Annotated in this window: 27 protein-coding genes; 11 read left to right on the top strand and 16 right to left on the bottom strand. The window is 45.3% G+C overall.

What is annotated here, in order from left to right:
- Positions 1–26: 26 nt before the first annotated feature.
- The 3 genes from AB6D06_RS03265 to gloB form a co-directional block, all read right to left on the bottom strand.
- Complete coding sequence (locus tag AB6D06_RS03265; protein WP_017060727.1) at positions 27–713, bottom strand: YIP1 family protein; 687 nt, start codon at positions 711–713, stop codon at positions 27–29.
- Positions 710–2,284, bottom strand: a complete 1,575-nt coding sequence (locus tag AB6D06_RS03260) for a LysM peptidoglycan-binding domain-containing protein (RefSeq protein ID WP_017063374.1) — start codon at positions 2,282–2,284, stop codon at positions 710–712. The genes AB6D06_RS03265 and AB6D06_RS03260 overlap by 4 nt, the downstream gene beginning before the upstream one ends.
- Before the next feature lie 70 nt (positions 2,285–2,354).
- Positions 2,355–3,113, bottom strand: a complete 759-nt coding sequence (gene gloB, locus AB6D06_RS03255) for a hydroxyacylglutathione hydrolase (RefSeq protein WP_017060725.1) — start codon at positions 3,111–3,113, stop codon at positions 2,355–2,357.
- A 53-nt stretch (positions 3,114–3,166) separates the two neighbouring features.
- Between gloB and AB6D06_RS03250 the strand changes: the two genes are divergently transcribed.
- A complete protein-coding gene (locus AB6D06_RS03250) occupies positions 3,167–3,949 on the top strand; it encodes a class I SAM-dependent methyltransferase (protein ID WP_017060724.1) in 783 nt (260 codons plus the stop codon).
- Between the two features lie 98 nt (positions 3,950–4,047).
- Here the strand turns inward: AB6D06_RS03250 and rnhA are convergent, their stop codons facing one another.
- Positions 4,048–4,512 carry a ribonuclease HI gene (gene rnhA, locus AB6D06_RS03245; RefSeq protein WP_017060723.1) on the bottom strand — a complete coding sequence of 155 codons (465 nt, stop codon included), beginning with the start codon at positions 4,510–4,512 and terminating at the stop codon, positions 4,048–4,050.
- Positions 4,513–4,568: 56 nt separating this feature from the next.
- On the opposite strand from rnhA, the gene dnaQ reads away from it, so the two are divergent.
- Positions 4,569–5,336 carry a DNA polymerase III subunit epsilon gene (gene dnaQ / locus AB6D06_RS03240; protein WP_017060722.1) on the top strand — a complete coding sequence of 256 codons (768 nt, stop codon included), beginning with the start codon at positions 4,569–4,571 and terminating at the stop codon, positions 5,334–5,336.
- 9 nt (positions 5,337–5,345) lie between these two features.
- Positions 5,346–6,593 carry a TIGR03503 family protein gene (locus AB6D06_RS03235; RefSeq protein WP_372099680.1) on the top strand — a complete coding sequence of 416 codons (1,248 nt, stop codon included), beginning with the start codon at positions 5,346–5,348 and terminating at the stop codon, positions 6,591–6,593.
- A 128-nt stretch (positions 6,594–6,721) separates the two neighbouring features.
- Here the strand turns inward: AB6D06_RS03235 and fadE are convergent, their stop codons facing one another.
- On the bottom strand, positions 6,722–9,187 hold the full coding sequence (fadE, locus tag AB6D06_RS03230) for an acyl-CoA dehydrogenase FadE (RefSeq protein WP_372109929.1): 2,466 nt from the start codon (positions 9,185–9,187) through the stop codon (positions 6,722–6,724).
- 329 nt (positions 9,188–9,516) lie between these two features.
- Here fadE and lpcA point away from each other — a divergent pair, with 329 nt between their 5' ends.
- On the top strand, positions 9,517–10,092 hold the full coding sequence (gene lpcA, locus AB6D06_RS03225) for a D-sedoheptulose 7-phosphate isomerase (RefSeq protein WP_017063379.1): 576 nt from the start codon (positions 9,517–9,519) through the stop codon (positions 10,090–10,092).
- Positions 10,093–10,159: 67 nt separating this feature from the next.
- Positions 10,160–11,005 (top strand): class II glutamine amidotransferase, encoded by an 846-nt coding sequence (locus tag AB6D06_RS03220; RefSeq protein ID WP_048616160.1) that lies wholly within the window; start codon positions 10,160–10,162, stop codon positions 11,003–11,005.
- Positions 11,006–11,125: 120 nt separating this feature from the next.
- Here the strand turns inward: AB6D06_RS03220 and purN are convergent, their stop codons facing one another.
- Together purN and purM are read right to left on the bottom strand one after the other, a co-directional pair.
- Entirely contained in the window at positions 11,126–11,800 is a 675-nt protein-coding gene (purN, locus tag AB6D06_RS03215; RefSeq protein ID WP_136978525.1) for a phosphoribosylglycinamide formyltransferase, read from the bottom strand.
- 132 nt (positions 11,801–11,932) lie between these two features.
- Positions 11,933–12,973 (bottom strand): phosphoribosylformylglycinamidine cyclo-ligase, encoded by a 1,041-nt coding sequence (purM, locus tag AB6D06_RS03210; RefSeq protein ID WP_008222945.1) that lies wholly within the window; start codon positions 12,971–12,973, stop codon positions 11,933–11,935.
- A gap of 169 nt (positions 12,974–13,142) precedes the next feature.
- Here purM and upp point away from each other — a divergent pair, with 169 nt between their 5' ends.
- Positions 13,143–13,769 carry a uracil phosphoribosyltransferase gene (gene upp, locus AB6D06_RS03205; protein WP_017060716.1) on the top strand — a complete coding sequence of 209 codons (627 nt, stop codon included), beginning with the start codon at positions 13,143–13,145 and terminating at the stop codon, positions 13,767–13,769.
- Positions 13,770–13,910: 141 nt separating this feature from the next.
- Here upp and AB6D06_RS03200 read toward each other — a convergent pair whose 3' ends face one another.
- Positions 13,911–15,149: a uracil-xanthine permease family protein gene (locus AB6D06_RS03200; protein ID WP_065583985.1), complete on the bottom strand. Its 1,239-nt coding sequence runs from the start codon at positions 15,147–15,149 to the stop codon at positions 13,911–13,913.
- 278 nt (positions 15,150–15,427) lie between these two features.
- Between AB6D06_RS03200 and AB6D06_RS03195 the strand changes: the two genes are divergently transcribed.
- A complete protein-coding gene (locus tag AB6D06_RS03195; RefSeq protein WP_136978524.1) occupies positions 15,428–16,687 on the top strand; it encodes a DUF2066 domain-containing protein in 1,260 nt (419 codons plus the stop codon).
- A gap of 110 nt (positions 16,688–16,797) precedes the next feature.
- Here AB6D06_RS03195 and AB6D06_RS03190 read toward each other — a convergent pair whose 3' ends face one another.
- The 4 genes from AB6D06_RS03190 to AB6D06_RS03175 all read right to left on the bottom strand — a co-directional run bounded on the left by AB6D06_RS03190 (position 16,798) and on the right by AB6D06_RS03175 (position 19,759).
- A complete protein-coding gene (locus AB6D06_RS03190; protein WP_017060713.1) occupies positions 16,798–17,235 on the bottom strand; it encodes a DUF2069 domain-containing protein in 438 nt (145 codons plus the stop codon).
- Positions 17,232–17,825 carry an NAD(P)H:quinone oxidoreductase gene (gene wrbA / locus AB6D06_RS03185; protein WP_017060712.1) on the bottom strand — a complete coding sequence of 198 codons (594 nt, stop codon included), beginning with the start codon at positions 17,823–17,825 and terminating at the stop codon, positions 17,232–17,234. The genes AB6D06_RS03190 and wrbA overlap by 4 nt, the downstream gene beginning before the upstream one ends.
- A gap of 6 nt (positions 17,826–17,831) precedes the next feature.
- Complete coding sequence (gene arsC / locus AB6D06_RS03180; RefSeq protein ID WP_017060711.1) at positions 17,832–18,182, bottom strand: arsenate reductase (glutaredoxin); 351 nt, start codon at positions 18,180–18,182, stop codon at positions 17,832–17,834.
- A 122-nt stretch (positions 18,183–18,304) separates the two neighbouring features.
- The gene (locus tag AB6D06_RS03175) at positions 18,305–19,759 is read right to left on the bottom strand and encodes a M48 family metallopeptidase (RefSeq protein ID WP_017060710.1); all 1,455 of its coding nucleotides are present in this window, start codon (positions 19,757–19,759) and stop codon (positions 18,305–18,307) included.
- 178 nt (positions 19,760–19,937) lie between these two features.
- Here AB6D06_RS03175 and AB6D06_RS03170 point away from each other — a divergent pair, with 178 nt between their 5' ends.
- Together AB6D06_RS03170 and AB6D06_RS03165 are read left to right on the top strand one after the other, a co-directional pair.
- Entirely contained in the window at positions 19,938–20,177 is a 240-nt protein-coding gene (locus AB6D06_RS03170) for a sulfurtransferase TusA family protein (protein WP_017060709.1), read from the top strand.
- The gene (locus AB6D06_RS03165) at positions 20,170–21,246 is read left to right on the top strand and encodes an AI-2E family transporter (protein WP_017060708.1); all 1,077 of its coding nucleotides are present in this window, start codon (positions 20,170–20,172) and stop codon (positions 21,244–21,246) included. Before AB6D06_RS03170 ends, AB6D06_RS03165 begins: the two co-directional genes overlap by 8 nt.
- Before the next feature lie 160 nt (positions 21,247–21,406).
- On the opposite strand, the gene bcp is transcribed toward AB6D06_RS03165, so the two are convergent.
- The gene (gene bcp / locus AB6D06_RS03160; protein WP_017060706.1) at positions 21,407–21,877 is read right to left on the bottom strand and encodes a thioredoxin-dependent thiol peroxidase; all 471 of its coding nucleotides are present in this window, start codon (positions 21,875–21,877) and stop codon (positions 21,407–21,409) included.
- Between the two features lie 12 nt (positions 21,878–21,889).
- Entirely contained in the window at positions 21,890–22,432 is a 543-nt protein-coding gene (locus AB6D06_RS03155; protein WP_017060705.1) for a glycine cleavage system protein R, read from the bottom strand.
- 374 nt (positions 22,433–22,806) lie between these two features.
- Between AB6D06_RS03155 and dapA the strand changes: the two genes are divergently transcribed.
- Together dapA and bamC are read left to right on the top strand one after the other, a co-directional pair.
- Complete coding sequence (gene dapA, locus AB6D06_RS03150) at positions 22,807–23,685, top strand: 4-hydroxy-tetrahydrodipicolinate synthase (RefSeq protein WP_017060704.1); 879 nt, start codon at positions 22,807–22,809, stop codon at positions 23,683–23,685.
- Positions 23,686–23,733: 48 nt separating this feature from the next.
- The gene (gene bamC, locus AB6D06_RS03145) at positions 23,734–24,780 is read left to right on the top strand and encodes an outer membrane protein assembly factor BamC (protein ID WP_017060703.1); all 1,047 of its coding nucleotides are present in this window, start codon (positions 23,734–23,736) and stop codon (positions 24,778–24,780) included.
- A 161-nt stretch (positions 24,781–24,941) separates the two neighbouring features.
- Here the strand turns inward: bamC and AB6D06_RS03140 are convergent, their stop codons facing one another.
- The gene (locus AB6D06_RS03140; protein ID WP_102432036.1) at positions 24,942–25,151 is read right to left on the bottom strand and encodes a DUF2897 family protein; all 210 of its coding nucleotides are present in this window, start codon (positions 25,149–25,151) and stop codon (positions 24,942–24,944) included.
- Positions 25,152–25,159: 8 nt separating this feature from the next.
- A complete protein-coding gene (locus tag AB6D06_RS03135; RefSeq protein ID WP_285954329.1) occupies positions 25,160–25,834 on the bottom strand; it encodes a M15 family metallopeptidase in 675 nt (224 codons plus the stop codon).
- Positions 25,835–25,861 lie beyond the last annotated feature (27 nt).

Below are 25,861 nucleotides of genomic sequence, written 5' to 3'. Positions count from 1 at the left end.
GTCTTCGCTAGCCTTATCTCTTCTACTTAAAAGATTAAAATGTAGAGCGCCCAGATTAGGTAGTAGCCAACCCATGGTAAGCCTGAAATCACAAGCGCTTGCCCGCGTTCAAACTCAGTCCACGTTAATACCGCAGCATAACCTAGCACGATGTACCATGGCAGAAGCAGTGGTAATGAGCTAGCAAACTGTGACCAATCATTAGTTAGCGGTAACTTGATCAAGCCATTTAAGCTGTTCAAGTCGGCAGCGTAGTTCATCACATGTCCATGCTTGAGTATCAGGCTTGCGTAGCTTGCTACATCACCTAAAACAGCTGGGAATATAACAACCGATGCCGCTGCAAACCATCGCCAAAAGCTGTGCTGATGTTGGCTTGGCTTGGTTGCTAGGTTAAACCAGAATGCCAATAGAACGATGGTTAATGTTCGGCCAAATACGTCGCTGATGATTTCACTTGCGAGTAAGGTATTGCTGTCAAGTAACGCCAATTGGTCAGGGTTCGTTTGAGCCAGTTGCTGCGAGAGCTCTGCACTTAACCATGCAAAATCTACATTCGAAAAATAAGCACCCCAAAACAAAAATGGGCTGAGCATTAATACGACGTAGGGTTGCCATCCCCAAGCACTTCGTTGATAAAGCGCTAAGAAACAAGCTGTTGGCGAACGGAATATATCCAACAGCATGACGAGTGGGTTACTTGACGGGTTCATACACTTACCTTAGTTACATCAACATACAGCTTCAGTTTTTGTCCTGGCTGTAGGTATTTTTTGTTCTGCAAAGTGTTCCATTTTACAACATCTGTACTTTTTACTTTGAACTTTGATGCAATACCGCTGACTGTGTCACCTGATCTTACGTTATAAAAGATCGTACGGATGATGGCGCCGTCTGAGCCGTTCTTCCAAATGACCAGTTCTTGACCAACTCTAAGCGTGTCGCGTGGTCCCATGCCATTCCACTTAGCCAGTGATTGATGAGAGACCTTATTTGCGCGTGCAATCGTCCATAGGCTGTCACCACTTCTTACAGTATGGCTGAGCTTATATTGACCACGACTCTTCGACTGTGTGCTTGCTAGGCGGTTTGAGGCGCTTAGGGCGTATGTCTTGTCGTCTTTGGTGGATGTTGGGATAAGTAAGTGCTGGCCAATACGAATATTGTTGTTGCTCAAACCGTTTGCAGAGCGGATCACTTTGCTGGTGGTGTTATATTTGCTTGCCAGTACGCTAATGCTGTCACCAGATTGAACCTTGTAACGCACCAACTTCATGCCTTTGCCTTTATTGGCAGCGACTTCTTTGTTGAATTTCTCAACTGAATCTAAAGGAAGTAATAGTTGTTGGTGTTTCTCTGGTGCCGTTGCCCATTGGTTGTAAGCCGGGTTGTAACCTTGAAGTTCTTTGACAGGAATGCCTGCGTAGTTCGCAGCAATGGCTAAATCAAGCTGTTCTTCAGGGTTAACCAGAGTCAGCACTGGCTTATTCGGGATCGCCGGAATATCGATGCCATACTTTTCTTGGTTGGCAATGACATCTGCTAGAGCAAGCAGTTTAGGTACATAGCTGCTGGTCTCTTTTGGTAAGTCCAAAGAGAAAAAGTCGATTGGCTTGCCAAGCTTCTTGTTCTTGCGGATTGCGCTGTTTACTCGACCACCACCACTGTTATAGGCAGCAATCGCATGATTCCAGTCGCCATCGAAACGTCGGTTAAGATCTGAGAGGAAGTCCAAGGCGGCGTCGGTAGAGGCGGCAACATCGCGGCGACCGTCATACCAAAAGTTCTGTTCAAGCCCGTAGTCTTTGCCAGTGCCTGAAATGAATTGCCATAGACCAGCAGCACTGCCATGAGAGTAGGCAAACGCATCGAAAGAGCTTTCTACAACGGGTAGTAGTGCCAATTCTAGTGGTAAGCCTTTTTCTTCAATCTTAGTCGTGATCAGATACAAGAAAGGTTCAGCACGCTTTGATACTGTTTTTAGATGACTCGGGTGCTTGAGATACCAAGTTCGGTAGTAGTCGACCTTCTTTTGGTCTGGCACTTCCATTTCAAGTTGCATCGCAATGCGTTTCCAAACATCTTCTTGTGTTTGTGGAGTAACGACAGGTGCTTCAACTTTTTGATCTTCTTTGGCTGTTGCTTCTGATGAAACGTTCGCTTGAGAAACTTCTTTAGTAGGAGATGTGTTGGTTTGCTCGGAAGCTTGGTCTGGATTCTCTGACTGAGTTAATTGGCAACCAGAAAGTAGTAATACCAAAGCCCAGCTGTACTTAACTCGCATGTTACAGCCTTTTTAATAAACGGCCGATGATAATACTTGCCACCCCCTATGAGTGACAAGTCTGTATTTGTTAAAATTCGTTCTTCCACGCACGTAAAGCGGTGAATACTGATAGAGGATCGGTCTGCTCTGTACGATTAGACACTGATTTCACTACACTTGGTTCGGTGTAACGCAAGAAAGGGTTCACAAACTTCTCTTGTCTCAAATTTGTTGGGATGGTCGACTTATTTTGAGCTCGTAGTCGGTTCACTTGGTCGCGATATTGCTGCAAATGTTGGTTATCAGGCTCTACGGCTAATGCGAAAGCGATATTGGCTGCAGTGTACTCATGTGCACAATAAACTTCGGTTTCTTGAGGCAGAGCCGTGATCTTATTCAGTGCATCGAACATCTGTTGTGGTGTGCCTTCCATGATTCGGCCACAGCCCGCAGAGAACAACACATCACCACAAAACAGTTTGGCATCGCCCACATAACCAATATGACCCGCAGTATGGCCACTGAGCCCTAGGACGAGGAATACTTCGCCAAACAGTTCTAATTGATCACCATCATCGACCGGATGAGTTAAGGTAGGGATAGGTTCATTCCTTGGACCGACAACATCCACGCCGGGAAATTGTCTAACGAGTTCTGGAACACCACCAATGTGATCGTGGTGGTGGTGTGTAATCAAGATTGCATCTAAAGTTAGCTCATGGTGTGCCAAGTACTCTAATACTGGAGCCGCATCACCAGGGTCGACGACAGCACAACGGCGATCGCTATTTTGAATCAGCCAGATGTAATTGTCGTTAAATGCAGGTATGCTTTTGATATGTAACATTATTGGTTCTCCAGTCACTATTAGTGCGACAGAATAAGTGAGACAGATTATTGATGAAGCCAGCACGTAGCAGAAAGAAGTTTGAACGTCCTTACACTTGGGCGCAATTGCACAATGGGGACTGGTTGAGAGAATCTATTCAAACTCGACTCGATGAGTGGTGCCCAAAGCTATTTGGTTACCATATGCTCAAGCTCGGTGGCCTCAGTAGTGAGATTTCTAGCTGCACATGCAACATTCAACATCAAGTAAACCTAGATATCCAGAACCCATTACATAATGTGATAGCGGATGGCTATAATTTACCCTTTTTGGAGAAAAGCTTTGATGTTGTAGTGTTGAGTCATCAGTTAGATTATAGCAATGACCCGCATCGCTTATTGAGAGAAGTCGATCGAGTGATGATGGACGATGGCTATATCATTATCACGGGCTTCAACCCAATCAGTGTCACTGGGCTTGCCAGTTTGATGCCTTGGCGAAAGAACAGCTTGCCTTGGAGTGGGCGTATGTACACGCCAAGTCGAATTAAAGACTGGTTAGGTGTACTTAACTATGAAGTAATTCATTGTGACACCTACGCGCTGTTTCCGATGAGTAAGTATCAAGCGATGTGGACGTGGTTGGAGAACAGCTTAGGTGGTTGTGCATCCTTCGCCGGAAGCCAATACTTTATTGTTGCTCGTAAGCGTACTTACCCGCTAAAACCCATCAAACCACATTGGCACCTCAAGCGACGTTTCTCGCCTGTTGGGGCAAGTTTTAGAACCAATACGCGACGTACAATGGATTCAGCCAAAGCGTCATATCCGCTAAAAACAGAAAAAGCCGATTAGTTGTCGGCTTTTCATCTATCAATTCGATTGAGAAATTGTCAATTAGTTTAAGAAATTATAAATCGCTTTCTGAAATGTGCGTCTAATTAAAAAGACGATTAGCTTGGTTGATAGCCCGTATCTTCTAGAGTCGGATTCTCCGCTGCATTTCGCGCTAAATCATCACACATTTCGTTTTCTCTGTGTCCCGCGTGTCCTTTTACCCAGCGCCAATCAACGCTATGGCGAGCGGTTTCTTTATCGAGCCTTTGCCACAGATCGGCATTTTTAACCGGTTTCTTGTCGGCTGTTTTCCAGTCACGCTTTTTCCAGTTATGAATCCACTGTGTGATGCCTTGACGCACGTATTGGCTATCTGTGGTCAGAATCACAGAGCAAGGTTCTTTGAGGGCTTGGAGAGCAACGACAGCGGCGAGCATTTCCATACGGTTATTGGTTGTTAGCGTGAAACCTTCTGCTAGCGTCTTCTCGACTTTTTTGTAGCGAAGTACGATGCCATAGCCGCCGGGACCAGGGTTGCCTAAACAAGAACCATCAGTGAAAATTTCAACTTGTTTCGTCATGATTTGATACTATTACCTCAAGCACATTATCGGCATAGTCTGACACAGTTATCCTTATGAATACCAGTAGCACTCCAGAACAAAGCACGAACGAAAAAAACAGTTCGAACGAAAATAAGCGCATTGTTGTACTCGATACCGAAACCACCGGTATGAATACAGAAGGTGGCCCTCACTATATGGGTCACCGCATCGTTGAAATTGGTGCAGTAGAGATCATCAACCGTAGGCTGACCGGGCGTCATTTCCACGTCTACATCAAGCCCGATCGTGCGATTCAAGAAGAGGCGATTGGCGTTCACGGTATTACCGATGAATTCTTGATTGATAAGCCTGAATACCAAGACATTCATAAAGAGTTTCTCGACTTTATCAAAGGTGCGGAGCTGGTGGCTCATAACGCGCCCTTCGATACGGGCTTCATGGACTATGAGTTTGAGAAGCTCAACCCAGCGATAGGTAAAACGGATGACTACTGTAAAGTTACCGATACCTTGGCAATGGCGAAGAAGATATTCCCAGGTAAAAGAAACAACCTAGATATCTTATGTGACCGTTACGGTATCGATAACTCGCACCGCACTCTCCACGGCGCATTGCTCGATGCGGAGATCCTAGCCGACGTCTACTTATTGATGACGGGTGGTCAAACTTCGCTGCAATTTAACGCTGGTCAACAGGAAGGTGAAGCCGAAAGCATACGAAGAGTAGAAAGTGGTCGAAAATCCCTAAAGGTTTTACGAGCTACGGCCGATGAAGTAGAAGCGCATCAAAGTCGTTTAGATCTCGTCGAGAAAAGCGGAAGCTGCCTCTGGCGTCAGTAGGGAGAAAGTATGTTAAGGGTATTGGCTACCGGTTGCTTATTGCTGTTAAGTTTTGGCTTACATGCAGCAACAGAATCCGTTATGAGTTTATTGGACAACCGTTTTAGAGTTGATCCCAGTATTGAACAAGTCACCTTTGTGATTTATCGAGCCGATAACTCTAAACCTGTCGTTTTGGTTCGCCCTGATGGCAAGAAATACTACTCTTGGCGCAATGCTGATAATGTCCGTTGGTACGAAGAATCGTCCATGGACATTATCTCTATCGACAATCCGATGCCTGGCCCTTGGCAAGCGGTCGGTAAGGTCTCACCTAAGAACAACATCAAGCTATTGTCTCACCTTGTTTTGGATGCCAATGACTTCCCAGACAAACTGTATCAAACCGAACACATTAAATTTACGGCTCGTTTGACTTCTGATGGCAAGCCGCTGGTGCTGCGCGATTTTCTCGATCGCGTGAAGCTTAAGGTTACCTTTACTAAGTTTGTTGAAAACGAAGAGTCTTTGGTGAGAGAAGCGCGCCCGGTGCCGGTTGTGATGGGCGAGTTTGCCGATGATGGCGCTGATCTTGATGAAAAGGCCGGAGATGGTGTGTTCACTGTCTCTTTGCCAATTGATATCGAGCCCGGTAAATACCGAGCGCGTATTACCTCTGGTAATGGCGTGTTCCTGCGAGCGCAAGAGCAAGAAGTCTTGGTTTACCCAACACCGATCACTAGCACCTTCATTCAATCACGAAAAGAGGGTTTACCTCATACTATTGTGGTGTCTGGTGAACAGGGGATGATCGCACCGAGCTCGTTAGCGGTTCATGTTGAGCACAAGGCTCCTGATGAATATGTGATGTACAAGCAGGGGCAAGCTGAAGTCGACGCAATGAAAGTCGCTTTAGAGGTGCCTTATAATGGCGATTTAGGAATTTATAATTGGTCAGGGATGGTTTATGCCACTGATGCTTCAAGTCAGCGCCCGCTGATTTTTCCAATTACCGAGCAGTCGTACAGCGTTGTTGAAGATATCGACTTAGCAGAGTCACGACGTCTTCAAGAAGAAGCTCTTGCTGAACAGAAGCGTATCGCAACAGAGTTGATGATCCTTCAAAAACGTGAAGATGACAGACAGCGCAGTATGATCATTATTGCGGTGGGTAATGTGGTCGCTATTCTATTGGGCTTATTGATTTGGTTTGTGGTTCGTAAGGTTAAGGCGAAGAAAAAAGCGTTACCTGAGATGCAGCTCAAGGCGCCCAAGTAACTCGCTTAGATGATTAGATTGTCTAGAGAGAATAAGCCGCTAGATAAAGCATTGAAATTTTTGGCAATGAAATCATGAACAAAAAAACGGGACTCATAGGAGTCCCGTTTTTGTTTCTTTTTCTGGCCTTAAGCGACGTTATCAATCGATTGGTCTGGGTACTGAGACTTTGCTGCAAGCTCCTCTGGTGAGAAGTCATCAACGTTAATTGTATACAGTCTGTGTTCCTCTGCACTGACAAGCAACGCAGCTTCTTTCTCAGTTAGGATGCCTTTCTCAAGTCCCAACTGAGCAACAAGATCAAGTCGTAAGAAGGCACGTTTTTGATGTGTCTCTTTGCAGACTTTGTCGAACAGAGGTTCAGCTTGAAGAATCACTTCTAGCGCTTTTTCAATCTTACCTACTGGGTTGTATTTCGTCGCTTCTAGGTATTGGCCGCGACCTATACGAGAGCGTGTTTCGCTTGGTGTTTGTAGAATGTGCGCCACTTTGCTATCGAGCTTGTCGTTTGGAGCACGACGGATATGACCAAATGGCATTAGCACAACACGAAGCAGACGACCAATCACAGGGTTAGGGAAGTTCGCTAAGAACTCATCAATCGCCACTTCAGTCTGACGTAAGCTATCTTGCATACCCCAATGTACTAACGGTAGATCTTCAGCGTGGCTGCCTTCGCTTTCAAAGCGCTTCAACGTTGCTGAACCTAGGTAAAGTTGACTCAGGATATCACCCAGTCTTGCTGATAAACGTTCTCTACGCTTTAGTGAGCCGCCAAGAACTGCCATTGAAATATCAGACAGTAGCGCTAGGTTTGCACTGTAGCGGTTTAGCTGTTGGTAGTAACGCTGTGTCTGTTTATCTGTTTTATTTGAAGGTGTTGGCGCATCAGAACCACGACCATCGGTTAAACCAAACCACAAGCTGCGGACTAGGTTGCTCATCGTAAAGCTAACGTGCCCTGCTAACGCTGAATCAAACTTATCAAGCGCATCGCTGCTTTCAGAATAAGCCGCTTCCATTTCGTTCAGTACGTAAGGGTGACAGCGAATCGCACCTTGACCATAGATGATCATTGAACGAGTCAGGATGTTTGCGCCTTCAACCGTAATCGCGATAGGCGAGCCTTGGTAGCCACGAGCTAGGAAGTTCGATGGGCCTAAACAAATGCCTTTACCACCGACGATATCCATCGCATCAATGATGCTGCGCTGGCCACGGTGAGTACAGTGGTACTTAACGATTGCAGAGATAACCGAAGGCTTTTCACCAAGGTCGATGCCCGCAACGGTTAGGTTACTTGCAGCGTCCATTACATAAGCGTTACCTGCAAGGCGTGCAAGTGGCTCTTCAACCCCTTCCATGCGGCCAATAGGCTGTTTGAACTGACGGCGGATACGAGCGTAAGCGCCAGTTGCAAGCGCGGCAGACTTAATGCCACCGGTTGAGTTTGAAGGTAGTGTGATACCACGACCAACCGACAGACACTCAACCAGCATACGCCAGCCTTGACCGGCCATTTTCTGGCCACCAATGATGAAATCGATAGGGACGAAGATATCGTCGCCTTGCGTCGGGCCATTTTGGAAAGGTACGTTTAGTGGGAAGTGGCGGTTGCCAATCTCTACGCCTTTTAAATCCGTTGGGATAAGCGCACAAGTGATACCAAGATCTTTTTGGTCACCAAGCAGGCCATCCGGATCACGCAATTTAAAAGCCAAGCCTAAAACGGTCGCGACAGGCGCGAGAGTGATGTAACGCTTGTTCCAAGTTAGGCGCATGCCAAGTACTTCTTCGCCTTGCCAGTCGCCTTTACAAACCACACCGTAATCTGGGATTGAACCTGCATCTGAACCGGCTTCTGGGCTAGTCAGAGCAAAACAAGGGATCTCTTTACCTTCCGCTAAGCGAGGCAGGTAGTGGTTTCTTTGTTCTTCTGTACCGTAGTGTTGTAAAAGCTCACCAGGGCCTAATGAGTTAGGTACTCCAACCGTCGATGACAATACACTAGAAACACCCGTCAACTTCTGTAGAACCAAAGATTGAGCGTAAGCTGAGAACTCTAAGCCGCCGTATTTTTTCTTGATGATCATGGCGAAGAATTTATGGTCTTTCAGGTATTGCCATACTTCTGGTGGCAAATCAGCAAGCTCATGTGTCACTTGGTAATCGTTGACCATTTCACACACGGTATTTACTGGACCATCTAAAAACGCTTGCTCAGCCTCAGAGAGTTTTGGGTCAGCAATGTTCTGAAGCTTCTTCCATTCAGGTTTGCCTTTGAACAGCTCTGCTTCCCACCATACTGTGCCAGCTTCTAGTGCTTCTTTTTCTGTCTGAGACATCGCTGGCAGAACTTTCTTAAATAAAGAGAGTGCTTTTTGGCTGATCAGTGTCTGACGAATGGTCGGTACAGCAAAGATCGCAACGGCTAATAGATAGCAAAGCCAGCCAGTAACAGCCACGCCGCCAAGCAGTGTTAATGCTACCATTGCGCCGGTTAATACAACTAATGCACGTACCAGACTAACTCTATGGTAAAGACAGACGCCTAAGATGGCGGTCATGCCGAGTAGGGAGAGCAATATGTTCATGATCGATTTCCTTTTCAGAGATCACTTATTGTTATTAAGTTTTAGGTAAGAGGTCTAACCAGTCAAGTGTAAACAAAATATTAAATATTTGTAAAACTCCAAGGTGAGTAAAAAGTGATCTCAATAGAGTTAAAGTTCTAATTGTGAGAGGTTGGTGGCGAATATTTGGACGGATTTACAACGACAAGTTAATTAAGGTGGCAATCTTTGGGCTTAAGTGTCGACACTATTTCATGTTTGTGGGTAAACTCAGCTATAAAGAGGGGAAAACCCTCAGTTCTCATTTCACGCACTTTAAGCTGCGTCAAAAAAAATAAGAGATAAGCCTTATGTACCAAGACCTAATCAAAAGTGAATTAAACGAAGCTGCTGACGTTCTGAATAAGTTCCTGAGTGATGACCATAACATCGCTCAAATTGAAGCGGCGGCAAAACTGATTGCTGACTCATTCAAACAAGAAGGCAAAGTGCTTTCTTGTGGCAACGGTGGTTCACACTGTGATGCAATGCACTTCGCGGAAGAGCTAACAGGCCGATACCGTGAAAATCGCCCGGGCTACGCTGGCATTGCGATTTCAGACCCTAGCCACTTATCTTGTGTGAGTAATGATTTTGGCTACGACCACGTGTTTTCTCGCTATGTAGAAGCGGTGGGTCGTAAAGGTGATGTGTTGTTCGGTCTGTCGACTTCAGGTAACTCTGCCAATATTCTAAAAGCGATTGAAGCGGCTCAAGCGAAAGGCATGAAGACGATTGCATTGACGGGTAAAGATGGCGGTAAAATGGCGGGTTGTGCGGATATCGAAATCCGAGTACCACACTTTGGCTACGCAGATCGCATCCAAGAGATTCACATTAAGATCATCCACATTGTGATTCAGCTTGTCGAAAAAGAGATGGAATAATAGTTTTACAGACATTTGGAGCCCAGCTTTTTGGCTCCATTGGTTTTAATAGGGAGTAGATTAAACCATGTGTGAATTGCTCGGTATGAGCGCGAATGTGCCAACTGATATTTGTTTTAGCTTTACTGGTCTTATGCAGCGTGGAGGCAACACTGGCCCGCATCGTGATGGCTGGGGTATTACCTTTTATGAGGGAAAGGGTTTTCGTACCTTCAAAGATCCGAATCCGAGCTGTGAATCTAAGATCGCTGAGTTGGTTCAAAACTACCCAATTAAAAGCCAAGCTGTTGTCAGTCATATCCGTCAAGCCAACCGTGGTGGCGTTAATCTAGAAAATACACACCCTTTTACCCGTGAGCTTTGGGGGCGATACTGGACCTTTGCTCACAATGGTCAATTAACGGATTACGACGATCTGATTAGTGGTCGTTTCAGACCGGTTGGCGAGACAGACAGTGAACTCTCTTTCTGTTGGCTACTCAAACAACTTGAAGAGCGTTTCCCTGAGCCACCTCAAGATATGGAAGGTATGTTCCGCTTTGTGGCTGAGTGTTGTGACCAGCTGCGAGAGAAAGGCGTATTTAACATGTTACTCAGTGATGGTGAGTATGTCATGACCTACTGCACCAACCATTTGTACTGGATAACAAGGCGCGCACCTTTTGGTAAAGCGAGCCTGATTGATGAAGATGTTGAGATTAACTTCCAGGAAGAAACTACGCCTAATGATGTGGTTACAGTGGTGGCAACTCAGCCTCTAACAGACAATGAAGAGTGGTTTAGAATGAAGCCGGGCGAATACGCGCTGTTTCATTTTGGTGAGCTGATTGGCAACAATCATAAAGCACTGGAAGATGTCGCTTATGCGCCGAAGAAGGTAGCAAGCCAAGCGCCAACTGAACCATTGAGCTGAGCTAAGTGTCCCGAATAGTATTATTTGAACCCTATAAAAAAGGCCGCTTACTGCACTAACCAGTCAGTAAGCGGCCTTTTTGTTTTTCAGCAATTTGTTGTCTGAGAGTCGTTTGACGAATTACTCTTCTGCGTAACCGTGTTTACCTAACGCTTTACCGTCTAACACAGCCTGTCCATTGACCATTGATAAACGGTCTTCCGCGAACCACTTGCAGACCATAGGGTAAATGCAGTGTTCTTGAGTCAGCACTCGGCTTGCCAACATATCAGCATCATCATTTTCAAATACCGGCACCTTAGCTTGCAAGATCACAGGGCCGCCATCGAGCTCCTCGGTAACAAAGTGGACGCTGGTGCCATGCTCTTTGTCCTGAGCATCAATAGCACGCTGGTGGGTGTGCAGCCCCGGATACTTAGGTAACAGGGAAGGGTGAATGTTGACCATTTTACCGGAATAGTGACGAACAAACTCTGAACTCAGGATACGCATGTACCCCGCAAGTACGATTAAATCGGGTTGGTATGCATCAATCTGAATCATCAATTCATGATCGAACTCTTCACGTGAACCAAAGTCTTTTGGATTCACTGAATGTGCGTCAACACCTGCGGTTTTCGCTCGTTCTAATCCAAAAGCCTCTGCTTTGTTTGAAAAGACAGCCTTAACTGAAGCATCAATCATATTGTTATCACAGGCATCCAAAATTGCCTGTAAGTTACTTCCGCTTCCTGAAACTAACACAACGATGTTTTTATTAGAGTGACTGGTTTTATTTGAGTGATTGTTTTTCATAGAGTGGGTCATACGATTGATTAACTGAATTGTTTACAATGTACCTACATAAACTAAGGTTTTCTGCGGGCTAAATAGCAAAATGAGGACCATTAGGTCCTCATTGATTAACTAAGTAAGTGAGCGTATTACTTATTTAATTTCAACTTGCTCTTCGCCAGCTTCAGCGTTTGCGATCTCACCGATAACCCAAGCGTTTTCGCCTTCAGCTTTCAGTAGTTCAACAGCAGCGTCTGCTTGATCTTTAGGTAGAGCAACAACTAGGCCTACACCACAATTGAAAGTGCGGTACATTTCGAATGTCTCCACGTTACCTTTCTCTTGTAGCCAGTTGAAGATAGCAGGCCATTCCCAGCTCTTGCCATCAATGACTGCTTTAGTACCTTCAGGAAGTACGCGTGGGATGTTTTCCCAGAAACCACCACCTGTGATGTGTGAGATAGCATGAATGTCATGCTCTGCAATCATCTTAAGTGCCGATTTGATGTAAATCTTAGTTGGTTCTAGTAGGTGCTCACCGATAGTGCGACCTTCTAGTTCTTCACTCTTATCAGCACCAGAAACTTCTAGGACTTTACGAATTAAAGAGTAACCGTTTGAGTGTGGACCACTTGAGCCAACAGCGATAAGTGCGTCGCCTGCTGCTACTTTAGTGCCGTCGATGATGTCAGCTTTTTCTACAACGCCAACACAGAAGCCAGCAACATCGTAGTCGTCGCCTTCGTACATGCCCGGCATTTCAGCGGTTTCACCACCGATAAGTGCACAACCAGCTTGAACACAACCTTCAGCGATGCCAGAAACAACGTCTGCTGCTGTGTCTACATCTAGCTTACCTGTTGCGTAGTAGTCTAGGAAGAATAAAGGCTCACCACCTTGAACGATTAGGTCGTTCACACACATTGCCACTAGGTCGATACCAATGGTGTCGTGTTTTTTCAGATCCAAAGCAAGGCGAAGTTTAGTACCAACACCATCAGTACCTGAAACAAGTACCGGCTCTTTGTATTTCGTTGGAAGTTCACATAGGGCGCCAAAGCCACCAATACCGCCCATTACTTCAGGGCGACGAGTGCGTTTAACAGCACCTTTAATACGGTCTACTAGTGCATTACCTGCGTCGATATCAACACCAGCGTCTTTGTAGCTTAGAGAAGAAGTATTACCACTCACGGGATAGTCCTCGAACTTAAGTTGGATGTGAAAACGGCGCTATTCTAACAGGGCTTGATTACCAAGAGCAAACGTTTGCGCGGTTTTTTTTATTAGAATAAAGATTCTGAAATAACCTTAGAGTTCGTGTATAATCTACAGGTTTGTTTAAATATTGCCGGAGTTGGAAATGAAAGTTGTTGAAGTGAAACACCCGCTAGTAAAACATAAAATTGGCCTGATGCGTGAAGGTGAGATTAGCACTAAGCGTTTTCGTGAGCTAGCGACAGAAGTGGGTAGCCTTCTAACATACGAAGCGACATCAGACTTTGAAACTGAGCGTGTGACGATTAACGGTTGGAACGGTCCAGTTGAAGTTGACCAAATTAAAGGTAAAAAAGTAACAGTAGTGCCAATCCTACGTGCTGGTCTAGGCATGATGGACGGTGTTCTTGAGCACATCCCAAGCGCACGTATCAGCGTTGTTGGTATCTACCGTGACGAAGAAACGCTTGAGCCAGTTCCATATTTCAACAAGCTTGCATCTAACATCGATGAGCGTATCGCTCTAGTGGTAGACCCAATGCTTGCAACGGGTGGTTCTATGATCGCGACTATCGACTTAATGAAAGAGAAAGGTTGTAAGCACTTCAAGATTCTTGTTCTTGTAGCGGCTCCTGAAGGTATTGCGGCTCTAGAAAAAGCGCACCCAGATGTTGAACTTTACACTGCTGCAATCGATGAAAAGCTAAACGACAAGGGCTACATTGTTCCTGGTCTTGGCGATGCTGGCGATAAGATCTTCGGTACTAAGTAATTCGGTTTCAGCTTAAGTGACTCTAAACAGTTCCTTAACTCGCTGAATTAACCGTATTAATAAAAAGGGAGAGCATTCGATGCTCTCCCTTTTTTGATCTTGTTAGGTTGTGATTCTTTGGAATCTAGCCTTACCGACTCATTAATCGATTTGAGCTTTATCTACCACAGTGTTGTCACCTAGCTCTTCTGGAAGTACTAGGTTAAGTAGAATCGCAACGATACCGCACAAGCTTACGCCCTGTAGGCTAAAGTCACCGATACCAAAGGCCATGCCGCCAATACCAAAGACTAAAGTAATGCCCACAATCACAAGGTTACGTGATTTATGCAGGTCAACGTTGTTCTTGATGAGTGTGTTAAGGCCCACTGTTGCGATAGAGCCAAACAGTAGAATCATGATGCCACCCATTACAGGAACCGGAATCGTTTGAAGTAGTGCGCCTAGCTTACCAACCAATGCAAGAACGATAGCAGTAACAGCAGCCCAAGTCATGATCACTGGGTTGAATGCTTTGGTCAGCATTACTGCACCTGTTACTTCACTGTAGGTTGTGTTTGGCGGAGCGCCCAGCATTGAAGCGGCAATTGTAGCCACGCCGTCGCCTGTGATAGTACGGTGTAAACCTGGCTTTTTAAGGTAGTCTTTACCGGTTACGTTAGAGATAGCAAGCATGTCCCCTACGTGCTCTACGGCTGGTGCGATAGCAACAAACACCATAAAGAAGATAGCGTTGATGTTAAATTCTGGTGCTGTGAAGTTAGGTAGTGCTAACCAAGATGCTTGCGCTACTGGAGTGAAGTCTACCGCGCCGTATACCAAGCTGGTGATGTAACCCGCAACAATACCACCGAAGATTGGCAGTAGCTTAAGGAAGCCTTTTGAAAACACACTGATGACAATCGTCACTAACAGTGAAATTGAAGAGATCCACAGGGCAGCGTCTGCATCAACAAGCTGAACCGCACCATCGCCTGTCTTACCTAGCGCCATGTTAACTGCAACAGGTGCAAGACCTAAACCGATAACCATGATCACAGGGCCAACAACGACTGGTGGAAGCAGTTTATGGATGAAGCCAACGCCACGAACTTTAATTAACGCGCCCATTAGTACATACACAACACCCGCCGCCATCAAGCCGCCCATGGTTGCACCAACACCCCAAGTTTGAATACCAAACATGATAGGCGCGATGAAAGCAAAAGAAGATGCTAAGAAGATTGGCACTGAACGGCGTGTAATAAGTTGGAATAAAAGGGTACCGATACCTGCGCCAAACAGTGCAACGTTGGGATCGAGTCCAGTCAGTAGCGGCACTAATACAAGCGCACCAAATGCTACAAACAGCATTTGCGCACCTTGCAGAGCATTTTTCATGTTATGTCCTTAAAAATGGTCGTTATATGAAAAGCGAAAAATAAAATTCGCGGGATTCTATCACTTGGCAATCGATTGCTACACCAAATAGATCAAATTTATTTATCTTAGTGATGTTTTATATCCATCTAAGCCCTAGAAATTCAGTTTATAAGTGAGCGATTTATCATGGCCAGGTGATATTTTGTGGTTATTAAACACAGTGGGCGCTATCGACCTTGCCCCTCAATCCATAGTTGCTTATCATCTAGGCACAAGATTTGAATATTAGGATCAGTATGCGCTACATAGCATTGTTGTTGATGGGACTATTAGCCTCTCCGAGTTATGCCTTAACTCAAGTAGATATTTTTAGTGCTGAAGTTGCGATTAACGCTGAAGACAAACAGCCAGAACAAGTGGCAAGAAATACAGGTATGGAGCAGGTATTGATACGTGCGACTGGCCAAACTGATGTCGCTTCGAATGAGACGATTCAAAAGGCGATGCGCAAGAGTTCGCAGTACATGTCTCAAATGAGTTTTGGCGAAAGCAATGACCAATCAACATTGCGTATGCGTTTTAACGGTGCTCAAATCCGTTCTCTGTTGACTCAAGCACAGTTACCTTACTGGCCTGACACGCGTTCAAACATCCTTGTTTGGCTGGTGGAAGAGGACAACTACGACAAGAACATCGTATGGGAACACTCTAACTCACAGTTAGCAGCTAGCTTACAAGCTAAGGCAAAAGAGCGTGGCTTGCCTCTAACGCTGCCTGTGGGTGACTTTGACGATATTACGGGTATTGCGACTTCTGATTTGTGGGGTAGCTTTGTTACGCCAATCAGTAAAGCGAGTCAGCGTTATCCTGTTGATGCTGTGTTGGTGATAAAGGCTCAATCTTCAGGCCTACGTTGGGCTCTATACGATCAAAAGCCAAGTCAATTGACGAGTGCACCAACATCGCCTGTAAGTGGTTCACTATCGGGTAACAGCGACACGACTTCTAAGAAGTTAGTTGACCAAATCAGTAACTACTACGCAGGCAAAAGTGCTGTGACGGTAGCGAGTGAGTCATCAGAATCGATTTTAACGCAGTTTATTAGCCTGAATAATGCTCAAGACTTCTTCCAGTTAGAGAACGCACTTAAGCGTCTAAACTCGGTGGCAAGCCTAGATATTCTGAAGATTCAGAACAACGAAGTCACTTTCCGAATTCACTTATTGTCGACTCAACAAGAGTTTGAGCAAGAAGTAGCAAGTATTCGCCAAGTTGCGAAGGTTGAAGAATCTTACATTGAGCCTGAAGTGAGCCCTGAATTTGAAACTCAAGACAACACAATGTCTGTAGGTGATGATTCAACAGACGCTGCTGAAGTCGTTGGTGACGAAACTGACTCAGGCGTACAAGTGATTAAGGGCAACGAGGTATCTGAGGATGCTGAGCTAACGAATACGCCTGACGCAACGTTAGAGGATTCTAGTACAGAAGATCTAACCATCACTGCGCCAGTACATGCTAAGCCAAGCTTGGTATACGAGTGGGTTCGCTCATAATTGTCAGCTGACATGACTGATTGAAATGAAAACTTGAAAAAAGCCCTGCAAGAGCAATCTCGCAGGGCTTTTTGTTTGTAAGCGGTCAGTTTAAAAGCATGGGCTCAATATTATTGCTCGAACTTAGCTTTCTCTCTCTTTTCTACTTCGGAAAGGCGCTTCAACTTGATGCCTAACTCTTTGGCTCTAAAGCGAGTAAATAAGATATTGCCCGCGAAACCTAGAGTCGTCAGAAGCAGTTCTACAGCCGCTAATAAACGTTCACCATCGTCTACATACAAGATAGTTAATGCGTGTAGGAAATAGAGCATCAAGACGAAATTTGCCCATGCGTGCGTATAAGGTTTTCCTGCTAAAATGCCCGGTAATGGCAATAACAGCGGGATAGCCCAAGCAATCGCCAGTGTGACATTACTGAGATGAGGGTGCGGTGAAAGCGTCATCTGCCAAGCCACCACCCAGAATAACAGTGACAAGTTGCCCGCTAAAGCAAGGTAGCGAAATAGCTTGGTTTTGGGAGACATAGCCTTCTCTGGCATATACATCATTGAGAAATTCCCTTCTGATTTATTGCGATGCGCGCTAGGCGTTTACCTAGGTTTTGCGCCAACTCAATCTCTTCTTTGCTAAGTGAAGCGCTCTCTCCAGTACTGCTTGCACCATAAGGCGTACCACCAGTTTGAGTGGTGTGCAGCGCCGGTTCTGAGTAGGGGATGCCCACGACTAACATGCCGTGATGAAGCAGGGGCAACATCATGCTTTGTTGTGTTGTCTCTTGACCACCATGCAATGATGAAGAAGAGGTAAATACACAACCTGGCTTATCGATGAGATCACCATTGATCCACATTGATGTCGTGCTATCCCAAAAGTGCTTCATTGGCCCGGCCATGTTACCAAACCAAACCGGACTGCCTAGCGCCAAACCATCACAAGATCGAAGCTCTTGTAACGAGGCAATAGGATCGGTTGGTTGATAGCGTGAATCAGGCTGCTCTTCTACCGTGTACACGTCGTTCACCGTTCTTAACATGGCTTCACAGTTTGGGATAGACTCAACCCCTCGTGCAATCTGCCTTGCTAGAGCTTGTGTGTTGCCGTGGCGACTGTAATAAAGAACAAGAATGTTAATGCTCATATTGGATTACAGAATCTCTAGCACTTGCTCTGGTGGACGACCAATTTTTGCTTTGTTGTTCGCGACAACGACTGGGCGCTCAAACAGTTTTGGATTGGTTGCCATCGCGGCGAAAAGATCTTCATCAGTAACTGAAGCATCGCCAAGGTTTGCTTCTTTGTAGTCCGCTTCTTTGGTGCGCATCATGTCGCGAACACTGTCAAAACCAAGCTGAGTGAACAGTACTTTCAGCTGTTCAACTGTTAACGGAGTCTCCAGGTATTTGATGACCTCTGGCTGTACGCCGTTTTCCTGAAGCACTTCTAGAGTTTGACGGCTCTTTGAGCAGCGTGGGTTATGATAAATCACGACAGACATGGTTCTTCCTCATTATTATTTTTGATTTAGTTGTTTAGCTGAAGCCACCAGGGGTGACTTCTTTTTTGTGTAACGTTGAGCTTTCTTTTTATTCTGGTAACGAGCTGTTACCAGTAAACACTCTATTGTAGCGACAAGAAGCGCTCTCGTTGAATCATTAGCTGATCAATTCGAGCGTCGTAGCGTGCTTGTTTTAGGCTTCCTAATTCTGCGATTTGGCTTGCTTGCGTGTAGTACTGAATCGCTTTGTTCCAGTTGGCTTGCAGTGCCAAAATTTCTGCACGAGCAGCCAGTTCTTCGTCGCTATTACCAAGGCTCGTATTTACTTTTGAAAGTAAGTGCCAGCCATTGGTGTCATTCGGGTTATCGTGCGTGTAACGCTGCAATACGCGAACCGCTTCTTGAAGATCTTCATTTTCAATCAGTGCGTTGGCGTAGTTAATGGTCAGAACCGGGTTGTTTGGTTGACGAACCAGTGCCGATTTAAGTTCTTTAATCGCAATCTCAGGCTGCTTCTTCTCGATGTGCAGATCCGAAATAGCATCTAGATAAAACAGGTTGGTTGGATCGCTGTTAATCAGCTTGTTCAGGATGGGCTCTGCTTTGTCTAATTTTTTAGAGTCTAGGTAAACCAGTGCTTGGCCATATTCTAATGACGGAACCAAAGCTTTAGGGGCTTTCTTTAGCTGACGCTCAAACCAATCAAGAGCAGCATCATTATTAATGCCAGCATAGCGCGCAACAATGCGGGCTCTTGCTAGGTGGTAGTCCAGAGAGGGAGCCAGTTTCAGTGGCGGGTAACTACGAGCACGAGCACGTGAATCGGTAATTCGGTCTTCTGGTAATGGGTGAGTCAGTAGCATTGGCGGTGGTGTGCTCGCATAGCGATATTCATCAGCTAAACGGCCAAAGAAACGTGGCATCGCATTCACATCAAACCCAGCTTTTGCTAGCGTGTTGATACCAAAGCGGTCGGCTTCTTTTTCATTACTACGGGTGTAGTTGATTTGGCTTTGCATATTACCCGCAGTCGTTGCCGTTAGGGCTGCAATGCCGGCTTCAGGAGCTGCAATTGCCAGTAATACAGAGGCTGCTAGCGCTGCAATGGTTGCTGGAGAGCGGCGCGCTTGGTCTTCCATACTACGCGCTAAGTGACGTTGGGTTACGTGCGCGATTTCGTGCGCTAATACAGAAGCTAATTCACTTTCAGATTGTGCATGCAGGAATAGACCTGAGTGCAAAGCAACATAACCACCAAAGAAAGCAAAGGCGTTGATGTTGCGGTCACGGATCATAAAGAACTGGAAAGGTGTCTTTACATCATTTGCGTTCGCGACCAGACGATGGCCAAGAGTATCAATATATAGATTTAGAACTGGGTCGTTTACGATAGGCTGGCTACTTCTGATGATGCGCATGTAGGCATCACCATAGATAAGCTCTTGGTCGATAGTGAGTGTGCCGCCAGCAGCGGTACCGATATCTGGTAGCTCCAAACTATTGGTATTCGCCATAGTTGGGGTGCTTAATGTAGCTGCGATGCATAAGCAAGCAATTGAGCGAGCGCGTTTAAACATATTAGTCAGTAATACTCCGTTTCTTCTGACAGTAAGACAAGTGCAATGGAAATTGGTTCTTTATCTGATTTAACCTTTGCCAAGTGCGTGCGCTATCATGAAGGAGGATGAATGAATGATGGCGCGTTTTCAAAAACAGATTACAATACGACCCTTATAATAAGCATCGAGCTCAAGAATGACACCTAATATTCTAGATTTACGCCAAGAGCGCTGTCCAATGGCGCTATTATTAGCCAAGCGTCACAGTGTAAAGTTAGAAGTAGGGCAGTCATTGTCAATTTATGTGTCTGATAACAGTTCGATGAAAGATATTGTTACTTATTTGTCTAAGCAAGCCTATGACGTCATCACTGAGGTTTGCTCTAATTACCATCATCTCCTCGTCACTAAAAAGGAATTGCAGTCAGATGCTTGAAATGGTCAATCGTTGGTATAAACGACGTTTCTCTGATCCCCATGCTGTCAGTTTGGTTGCCATCATTCTCTTCGGCTTTATTACGATCTACTTCTTTGGTCACCTAATTGCGCCACTCTTGGTTGCAATTGTGTTGGCTTATTTGCTTGAGTGGCCTGTTACCCAACTTCAAAGACTCGGTGTTCCAAGAACGCCTTCGGTGATGTTGGTGATCATGATGTTCTTTAGCCTGATGTTGCTGGCGCTGTTTGGTTTAGTGCCTACCATTTGGGAGCAAGTGGGTAACCTCATCAATGATATTCCAAGTATGTATGGCGGCTTACAGAAGTTCATCGCGACGATTCCTGAGCGCTATCCTGAGTTAGCAAACTTGCAGATCGTTGAATCGATTGTGTCTAACGCGAAAAACAAAGCATTAGGCTTTGGTGAAAGTGTTGTTAAAGGTTCTTTGGCTTCTCTTGTGAGCTTGGCTACGCTTGCGGTTTACTTGATTCTTGTGCCGCTGCTGATCTTCTTCTTATTAAAAGATAAAGAAGAGATGATCAGCATGGCGAGTGGCGTGTTGCCTAAAAACCGTCGTCTAGCGACCAAGGTTTGGGTTGAGATGAACCAACAAATCTCGAACTATATTCGCGGCAAGGTCCTTGAGATCTTGATCGTCGGTGGTGTCAGCTACGTGACCTTTGCGATTCTAGATTTACGTTATTCAGCTCTGCTGGCTGTCGCGGTTGGCTTCTCGGTACTGATTCCTTATATCGGTGCGGCGGCTGTGACCGTTCCTGTCGCGATTGTCGGTTTGTTCCAGTGGGGATTAGAACCTCAGTTTTACTGGTTGCTTCTCGCTTACGGTATTATCCAAGCGCTAGATGGTAACGTGCTCGTTCCTGTTCTTTTCTCTGAAGCGGTGAACCTGCACCCAGTGGCCATTATTGTTGCCGTGTTAGTGTTTGGTGGACTGTGGGGATTCTGGGGCGTGTTCTTTGCTATCCCGTTGGCAACGTTAGTTAAGGCGGTTTGGAATGCCTTACCGAGTCACGCATTAGACGATGACCCCGAACATCAAAAGTAATTGATCTTGTTATAGAAAAAGGCCGAACATCCATGATGTTCGGCCTTTTTGCTCTTAGCTTAATAATTAGCTTAATAATTAGCTTAATGATTAGCTTAATGAGTGTTGCTATTGCCTTAGAAAGTGATGAATCTAAGTCATTAACTCACTCAAATCGCCCTTAAGCTTCTTGATTGAAGTAATCTAGAACCACTTCGTGGTGAGTCTTAGTCTTGAACTTGTTGAAGACATGTTCAATCTGACCTTCTTCATCAATTAGGAAGCTAATACGGTGCAGACCGTCGTAGATTTTACCCATGAATTTTTTCTCGCCCCAAACGCCAAACTGTTCAGCAACGCTGTGGTCTTCATCAGATAGCAGGGTGAAGTTTAGAGATTTCTTCTCAACGAAGTTTGGTAGACGTTTTACTGGGTCAACACTCACACCTAGAACAACCACGTTTAGGTCATCAAGCTGTGTTTTGATATCACGCAGGCCTTCCGCTTGCACAATACAACCTGGAGTCATTGCTTTAGGGTAAAAATAGAAAAGTACTTTTTTACCTTTGAAGTCACCAAGAGATACGATATTGCCATCTTGATCTGGAAGAGAAAAAGCAGGTGCTGGAACACCAGCCGTTAGCGTATTCATGACATTTCCTTTTTAAAGACTGTTTTTGATAAAGTTGAGCGAGCCTTGGACTGATAGGCTCTGACACAGCGAATCGAATTCTTCTTGTAGCTGCATCAAGTTACATTCTGATTGCACAGAAGCGGTAATAGAGATATGGAATTGGTCGTTGTCGAGTTGAACCTTAGATTTATTGATGGTTCGTGCACTTAACGAATCGAGGCCGATGTTTCGGTCTGCGAAGAACTGGGTAAACTGCTCAGTAAGTCCGATTTTATCGTCTGACTCAACGAACACCTCTACTGTGTAAGAGTTCTCAATAACATCATGAGTTGAGGTTCGCTTCATAATCGTAATCAAGTCGTGCTCTTGTCCAAGCAAGGGCAGGGTGGTTTCAACGCGGGTAATGTTGTTTGCCTTTCCAGACAGCAGCATGATAAGCGTAAATTCTTCGCCAAACAGGGCGATACGGCTATCAATAATGTTACAGCCTGATTGGGTGACTAAATGAACCACTTGGTTGCATACACCTGGGCGATCAGTGCCCACAGCTGTGATTACTAGATGTTGAGTCATAAAATCACGTCTCTTTATATTCCATTGATTCATGCATGTTAGCACAGTTAGCTCGTGGAATAAGCGTGCGTGCGGGGCTTTTTATGTGCGACCTTGCTTCGAACATGCAACCAATGATAAGAATATCGAGCGCGTTAAAAAATGAGATAGAGCGATGAGAGCACAGCTTACTTGTTACTGACATCCAGTGATGTGCTATCCGCTAGATTGAGTGCAGGTTACCCAAATTCTAGGTAGAACGCCGTTAGAAGTCGTTTTACCTCAAACATACGACAATATTTAATGCAGATGTTGCCGGTAAGCCACTTTAATGTCTTGTGTTTATTGATTGGCTTACAGTAACATGCAAAAAGAATAAATTAAGGGAGATAGACATGTTTTCAGGAAGTATCGTTGCGCTAGTTACGCCATTTAATACAGATGGTGAAGTGGATTTCGACAGCCTTAAAAAGTTAGTTGAGCACCATATTGCTGCAGGTAGTGATGGTCTGGTTGCGGTTGGCACAACAGGTGAGTCTTCAACACTCACTATTGAAGAGCATGTCAAAGTCGTCAACAAGATCGTTGAATTTGCTGATGGTCGTATTCCCGTTATCGCTGGTACAGGTGCAAATGCAACTCATGAATCTGTTCTATTCAGCCGTTTGTTGAATGGTTCTGGTATTGCTGGTTGCCTGAGCGTAACGCCTTACTACAACAAACCGACTCAAGAAGGTTTGTACCAACACTACAAAGCGATTGCTGAAGTCAGTGACGTTCCACAAATTCTATACAATGTTCCAGGTCGTACTGCGGTAGACTTGTTGCCAGAAACGGTTGCTCGTCTTGCTGAGATCGAAAACATCGTTGCACTGAAAGATGCGACGGGTGATCTCGACAGAATTGCAATTCACCGTGAACTTTGTGGCGAAGACTTTATCTTACTAAGTGGTGATGACTTAACAGGCCTAGAATTTGTTAAGCGTGGTGGCGATGGCGTGATCTCTGTAACGAACAATGTTGCAGCCGCTGATATGGCAACCATGTTCAAGCTAGCAAAAGAAGGTAAGTTTGAAGAAGCGGAAGCGATCAATGAGCGTTTGATGCCTCTACATAAGAATTTGTTCGTTGAGTCTAACCCTATTCCCGTAAAATGGGCGGTTCATAAAATGGGTCTGATTGCTGAAGGTGGCTTACGTCTACCGCTGACTGAACTGTCAGAGCCAGCTCAACCTGTTGTTGCTCAAGCAATGACTGAAGCGTGCATTTACTAAAACGTATGAAGTGATGCCGAAGCGAACCTTCGGCATTTAGGAGTATAAATGAAGTATTCTCACCAGCTAGTGATTGGGTCACTGGCTGTTTTCGTTCTTACAGCATGTTCTGGCAACCCGACTCAACGTCGCCAAGCCAAAGATGATTTCGAATACTTAGAAACACCTGAGTTTTCACAATGGCAATTGCCTGTAGATGCTCAGCCTCAGTTCTACCCAAATTTTGACATCCCAAGCGGTGAATTCAGTGGTGGTACTGGTCGTGAAGTGGATATTCGTCCACCGCAACAGGTTCTTGAACTGATCCCGGGTGCTCGTGCTGAGCGTCAAAACGGTGAAGTGACACTATGGCTTCTTCGCGCAGAAGAGGCAGACCGCGTGTGGCAAACGGCTGTAGATATGCTGGCTCAACGTGGTATTGGTATTCGTGAGCAATCAGAGAATGAGATTGAGACCGATTGGGTAACTTGGGTTTCTGAAGATGAAGACGTAGAGATTGGTAGTCGTTACTCTATCTCTCGCTTCCAAGCAAACAACCGTCATGGCTTCAAGATTAATCTGATTGATTGGCGTGAAGGTACTGAAGAGAAAACAGTAACGGCAACCAATAAAGAGCGTTACAACGCGTTCCTGACCAACCTAGTTATGGCTAAGTACGATGAAAACCTTCGTGCTGAAGCGGCGCTGAAAGCGCAAGAGTTGGTGAAGCGTATTCCAATTTCAATGGGTGCTGACCGTAGTGGTTTCCCTGTGATTATTGCTCGTACGCCATACAATGTATTCTGGCAGCGTCTGCCTAACTTGTTGCCTGAAATGGGCTTTGAGCTTGAAGAACGCAATCAATCTCAGGGTACGGTGAAGGCGAAGTACGCAGCACCAGATGATGAGTTCTGGGAAGAAATTGGCCTACAGCCTATCGACTTAGCGCCAGGCACTTACAACTTCCTATTTGGTGACCTTGGCAACCGTACGTCAATCAACGTAACGGATGCATCAGGTAAGCCAGTAGAAGAAGAGCTGCTTAAGTCTATGGTTCCGGTATTAGCGCATATTGCTGACCAAACCAAAGATGACAAAGAAGCGAAAGCTGAGTAGTCATTCAAGCCGTCACAAGCTGAGTTAAATCAGCCTTGTGATTAGCAAAAGCAAATAAAAAAGAGGACACACTGTGTCCTCTTTTTTATTGTATTCGTTGTCATCAGGCTACATTGGTCAATCAAAATTGGTCAATCAAGCGGATTAGCCAAAGAAAAAAGCTATGCGTCTTTATTGTCTTTGGATTCTTCTTTTTCAGCTTTCTCTTGATTCTGTTTATCCAAGCGATTGAGCTTATCTAAGTCTCGCTCTGTTTTACCACGACCCGTCAGATCCATATTTGCGGTCTGTTTGAGAGCTGCGATGTTACCCACCACAACGCTAACTACGATGATGATGATAACCCAAGGGTTTGTAAGCCACTCTAACATAAGCGCTCCTAATGGCTGATGTTCGCTACGAAGCGTGCGTAGATCTCGTCTAGCTGCTCCATAATAATCTCATACCCTAATATTGGCTTAGATTGGAGTTGCTTGCCAAGTAAAGTCGGAGATAACTGTGATAAACACGACTCCGATACTTTACGATGGCTGATATGCCATGGTTCGATCGCCACACCACCAAGGTCTTCGCTATAAGGAAAAAAGAACCCAAACTGTGAAGCATGAACAGACAACCATTGGTAAAATGCTTGCTGGTGGCCAGTAAGGTATTCCCATGGCTCTAATTGCAGCTGTGTACCTTCTGGTAAGTTGTTTCGAGCAAAGACATCAAAGTCACAGCCCCAATGGTGACGGCTCGCACCGGGAAGGGCAGACCACCTAAGAATGGCTGACAGTTTTTGGTGCTCACTGAGTGTTGAAGCATCAAGTGGTTGGCTTTCTGAATCTAATATTGGAGCGTCACCAGAAAACTTACGGTTCCAAATCAGAGATTGCCTTTCATAGTCGCGAAAACCACTGGCAATCTCCATTTTAAAACCAGCGAGTTGAGCAGCTTCAATCAAATTGTTTAGGTCACCTTTGACGTCACTGTGAACCAAGAAGGTTTTGGTGCCAATGAGGCTAGGTTCTAGGTGAGAATCTGATTGTCCGGTTAGCTGCTCTGGTGTCATAACGTGCCTCTCAAGAATTAGATGCTA

Source organism: Vibrio sp. 10N.239.311.G01 (assembly GCF_041465805.1).
Classification (GTDB): domain Bacteria; phylum Pseudomonadota; class Gammaproteobacteria; order Enterobacterales; family Vibrionaceae; genus Vibrio; species Vibrio crassostreae_C.
This window is presented reverse-complemented; position numbering and strand designations above follow the sequence as displayed.

What these genes read in the sequence shown, in the direction of transcription:
- bamC (WP_017060703.1), top strand. Translation starts at nt 23,734, where the DNA reads ATGAAGTATTCTCACCAGCTAGTGATTGGGTCACTGGCTGTTTTCGTT.
- AB6D06_RS03220 (WP_048616160.1), top strand. Translation starts at nt 10,160, where the DNA reads ATGTGTGAATTGCTCGGTATGAGCGCGAATGTGCCAACTGATATTTGT.
- gloB (WP_017060725.1), bottom strand. Translation starts at nt 3,113, where the DNA reads ATGTTACATATCAAAAGCATACCTGCATTTAACGACAATTACATCTGG.
- AB6D06_RS03165 (WP_017060708.1), top strand. Translation starts at nt 20,170, where the DNA reads ATGCTTGAAATGGTCAATCGTTGGTATAAACGACGTTTCTCTGATCCC.
- AB6D06_RS03175 (WP_017060710.1), bottom strand. Translation starts at nt 19,759, where the DNA reads ATGTTTAAACGCGCTCGCTCAATTGCTTGCTTATGCATCGCAGCTACA.
- AB6D06_RS03235 (WP_372099680.1), top strand. Translation starts at nt 5,346, where the DNA reads ATGTTAAGGGTATTGGCTACCGGTTGCTTATTGCTGTTAAGTTTTGGC.
- AB6D06_RS03140 (WP_102432036.1), bottom strand. Translation starts at nt 25,151, where the DNA reads ATGTTAGAGTGGCTTACAAACCCTTGGGTTATCATCATCATCGTAGTT.
- bcp (WP_017060706.1), bottom strand. Translation starts at nt 21,877, where the DNA reads ATGAATACGCTAACGGCTGGTGTTCCAGCACCTGCTTTTTCTCTTCCA.
- wrbA (WP_017060712.1), bottom strand. Translation starts at nt 17,825, where the DNA reads ATGAGCATTAACATTCTTGTTCTTTATTACAGTCGCCACGGCAACACA.
- AB6D06_RS03190 (WP_017060713.1), bottom strand. Translation starts at nt 17,235, where the DNA reads ATGATGTATATGCCAGAGAAGGCTATGTCTCCCAAAACCAAGCTATTT.
- upp (WP_017060716.1), top strand. Translation starts at nt 13,143, where the DNA reads ATGAAAGTTGTTGAAGTGAAACACCCGCTAGTAAAACATAAAATTGGC.
- AB6D06_RS03135 (WP_285954329.1), bottom strand. Translation starts at nt 25,834, where the DNA reads ATGACACCAGAGCAGCTAACCGGACAATCAGATTCTCACCTAGAACCT.
- arsC (WP_017060711.1), bottom strand. Translation starts at nt 18,182, where the DNA reads ATGTCTGTCGTGATTTATCATAACCCACGCTGCTCAAAGAGCCGTCAA.
- lpcA (WP_017063379.1), top strand. Translation starts at nt 9,517, where the DNA reads ATGTACCAAGACCTAATCAAAAGTGAATTAAACGAAGCTGCTGACGTT.
- AB6D06_RS03170 (WP_017060709.1), top strand. Translation starts at nt 19,938, where the DNA reads ATGACACCTAATATTCTAGATTTACGCCAAGAGCGCTGTCCAATGGCG.
- AB6D06_RS03250 (WP_017060724.1), top strand. Translation starts at nt 3,167, where the DNA reads ATGAAGCCAGCACGTAGCAGAAAGAAGTTTGAACGTCCTTACACTTGG.
- AB6D06_RS03155 (WP_017060705.1), bottom strand. Translation starts at nt 22,432, where the DNA reads ATGACTCAACATCTAGTAATCACAGCTGTGGGCACTGATCGCCCAGGT.
- AB6D06_RS03265 (WP_017060727.1), bottom strand. Translation starts at nt 713, where the DNA reads ATGAACCCGTCAAGTAACCCACTCGTCATGCTGTTGGATATATTCCGT.
- dapA (WP_017060704.1), top strand. Translation starts at nt 22,807, where the DNA reads ATGTTTTCAGGAAGTATCGTTGCGCTAGTTACGCCATTTAATACAGAT.
- dnaQ (WP_017060722.1), top strand. Translation starts at nt 4,569, where the DNA reads ATGAATACCAGTAGCACTCCAGAACAAAGCACGAACGAAAAAAACAGT.
- fadE (WP_372109929.1), bottom strand. Translation starts at nt 9,187, where the DNA reads ATGAACATATTGCTCTCCCTACTCGGCATGACCGCCATCTTAGGCGTC.
- rnhA (WP_017060723.1), bottom strand. Translation starts at nt 4,512, where the DNA reads ATGACGAAACAAGTTGAAATTTTCACTGATGGTTCTTGTTTAGGCAAC.
- AB6D06_RS03195 (WP_136978524.1), top strand. Translation starts at nt 15,428, where the DNA reads ATGCGCTACATAGCATTGTTGTTGATGGGACTATTAGCCTCTCCGAGT.
- AB6D06_RS03200 (WP_065583985.1), bottom strand. Translation starts at nt 15,149, where the DNA reads ATGAAAAATGCTCTGCAAGGTGCGCAAATGCTGTTTGTAGCATTTGGT.
- purN (WP_136978525.1), bottom strand. Translation starts at nt 11,800, where the DNA reads ATGAAAAACAATCACTCAAATAAAACCAGTCACTCTAATAAAAACATC.
- AB6D06_RS03260 (WP_017063374.1), bottom strand. Translation starts at nt 2,284, where the DNA reads ATGCGAGTTAAGTACAGCTGGGCTTTGGTATTACTACTTTCTGGTTGC.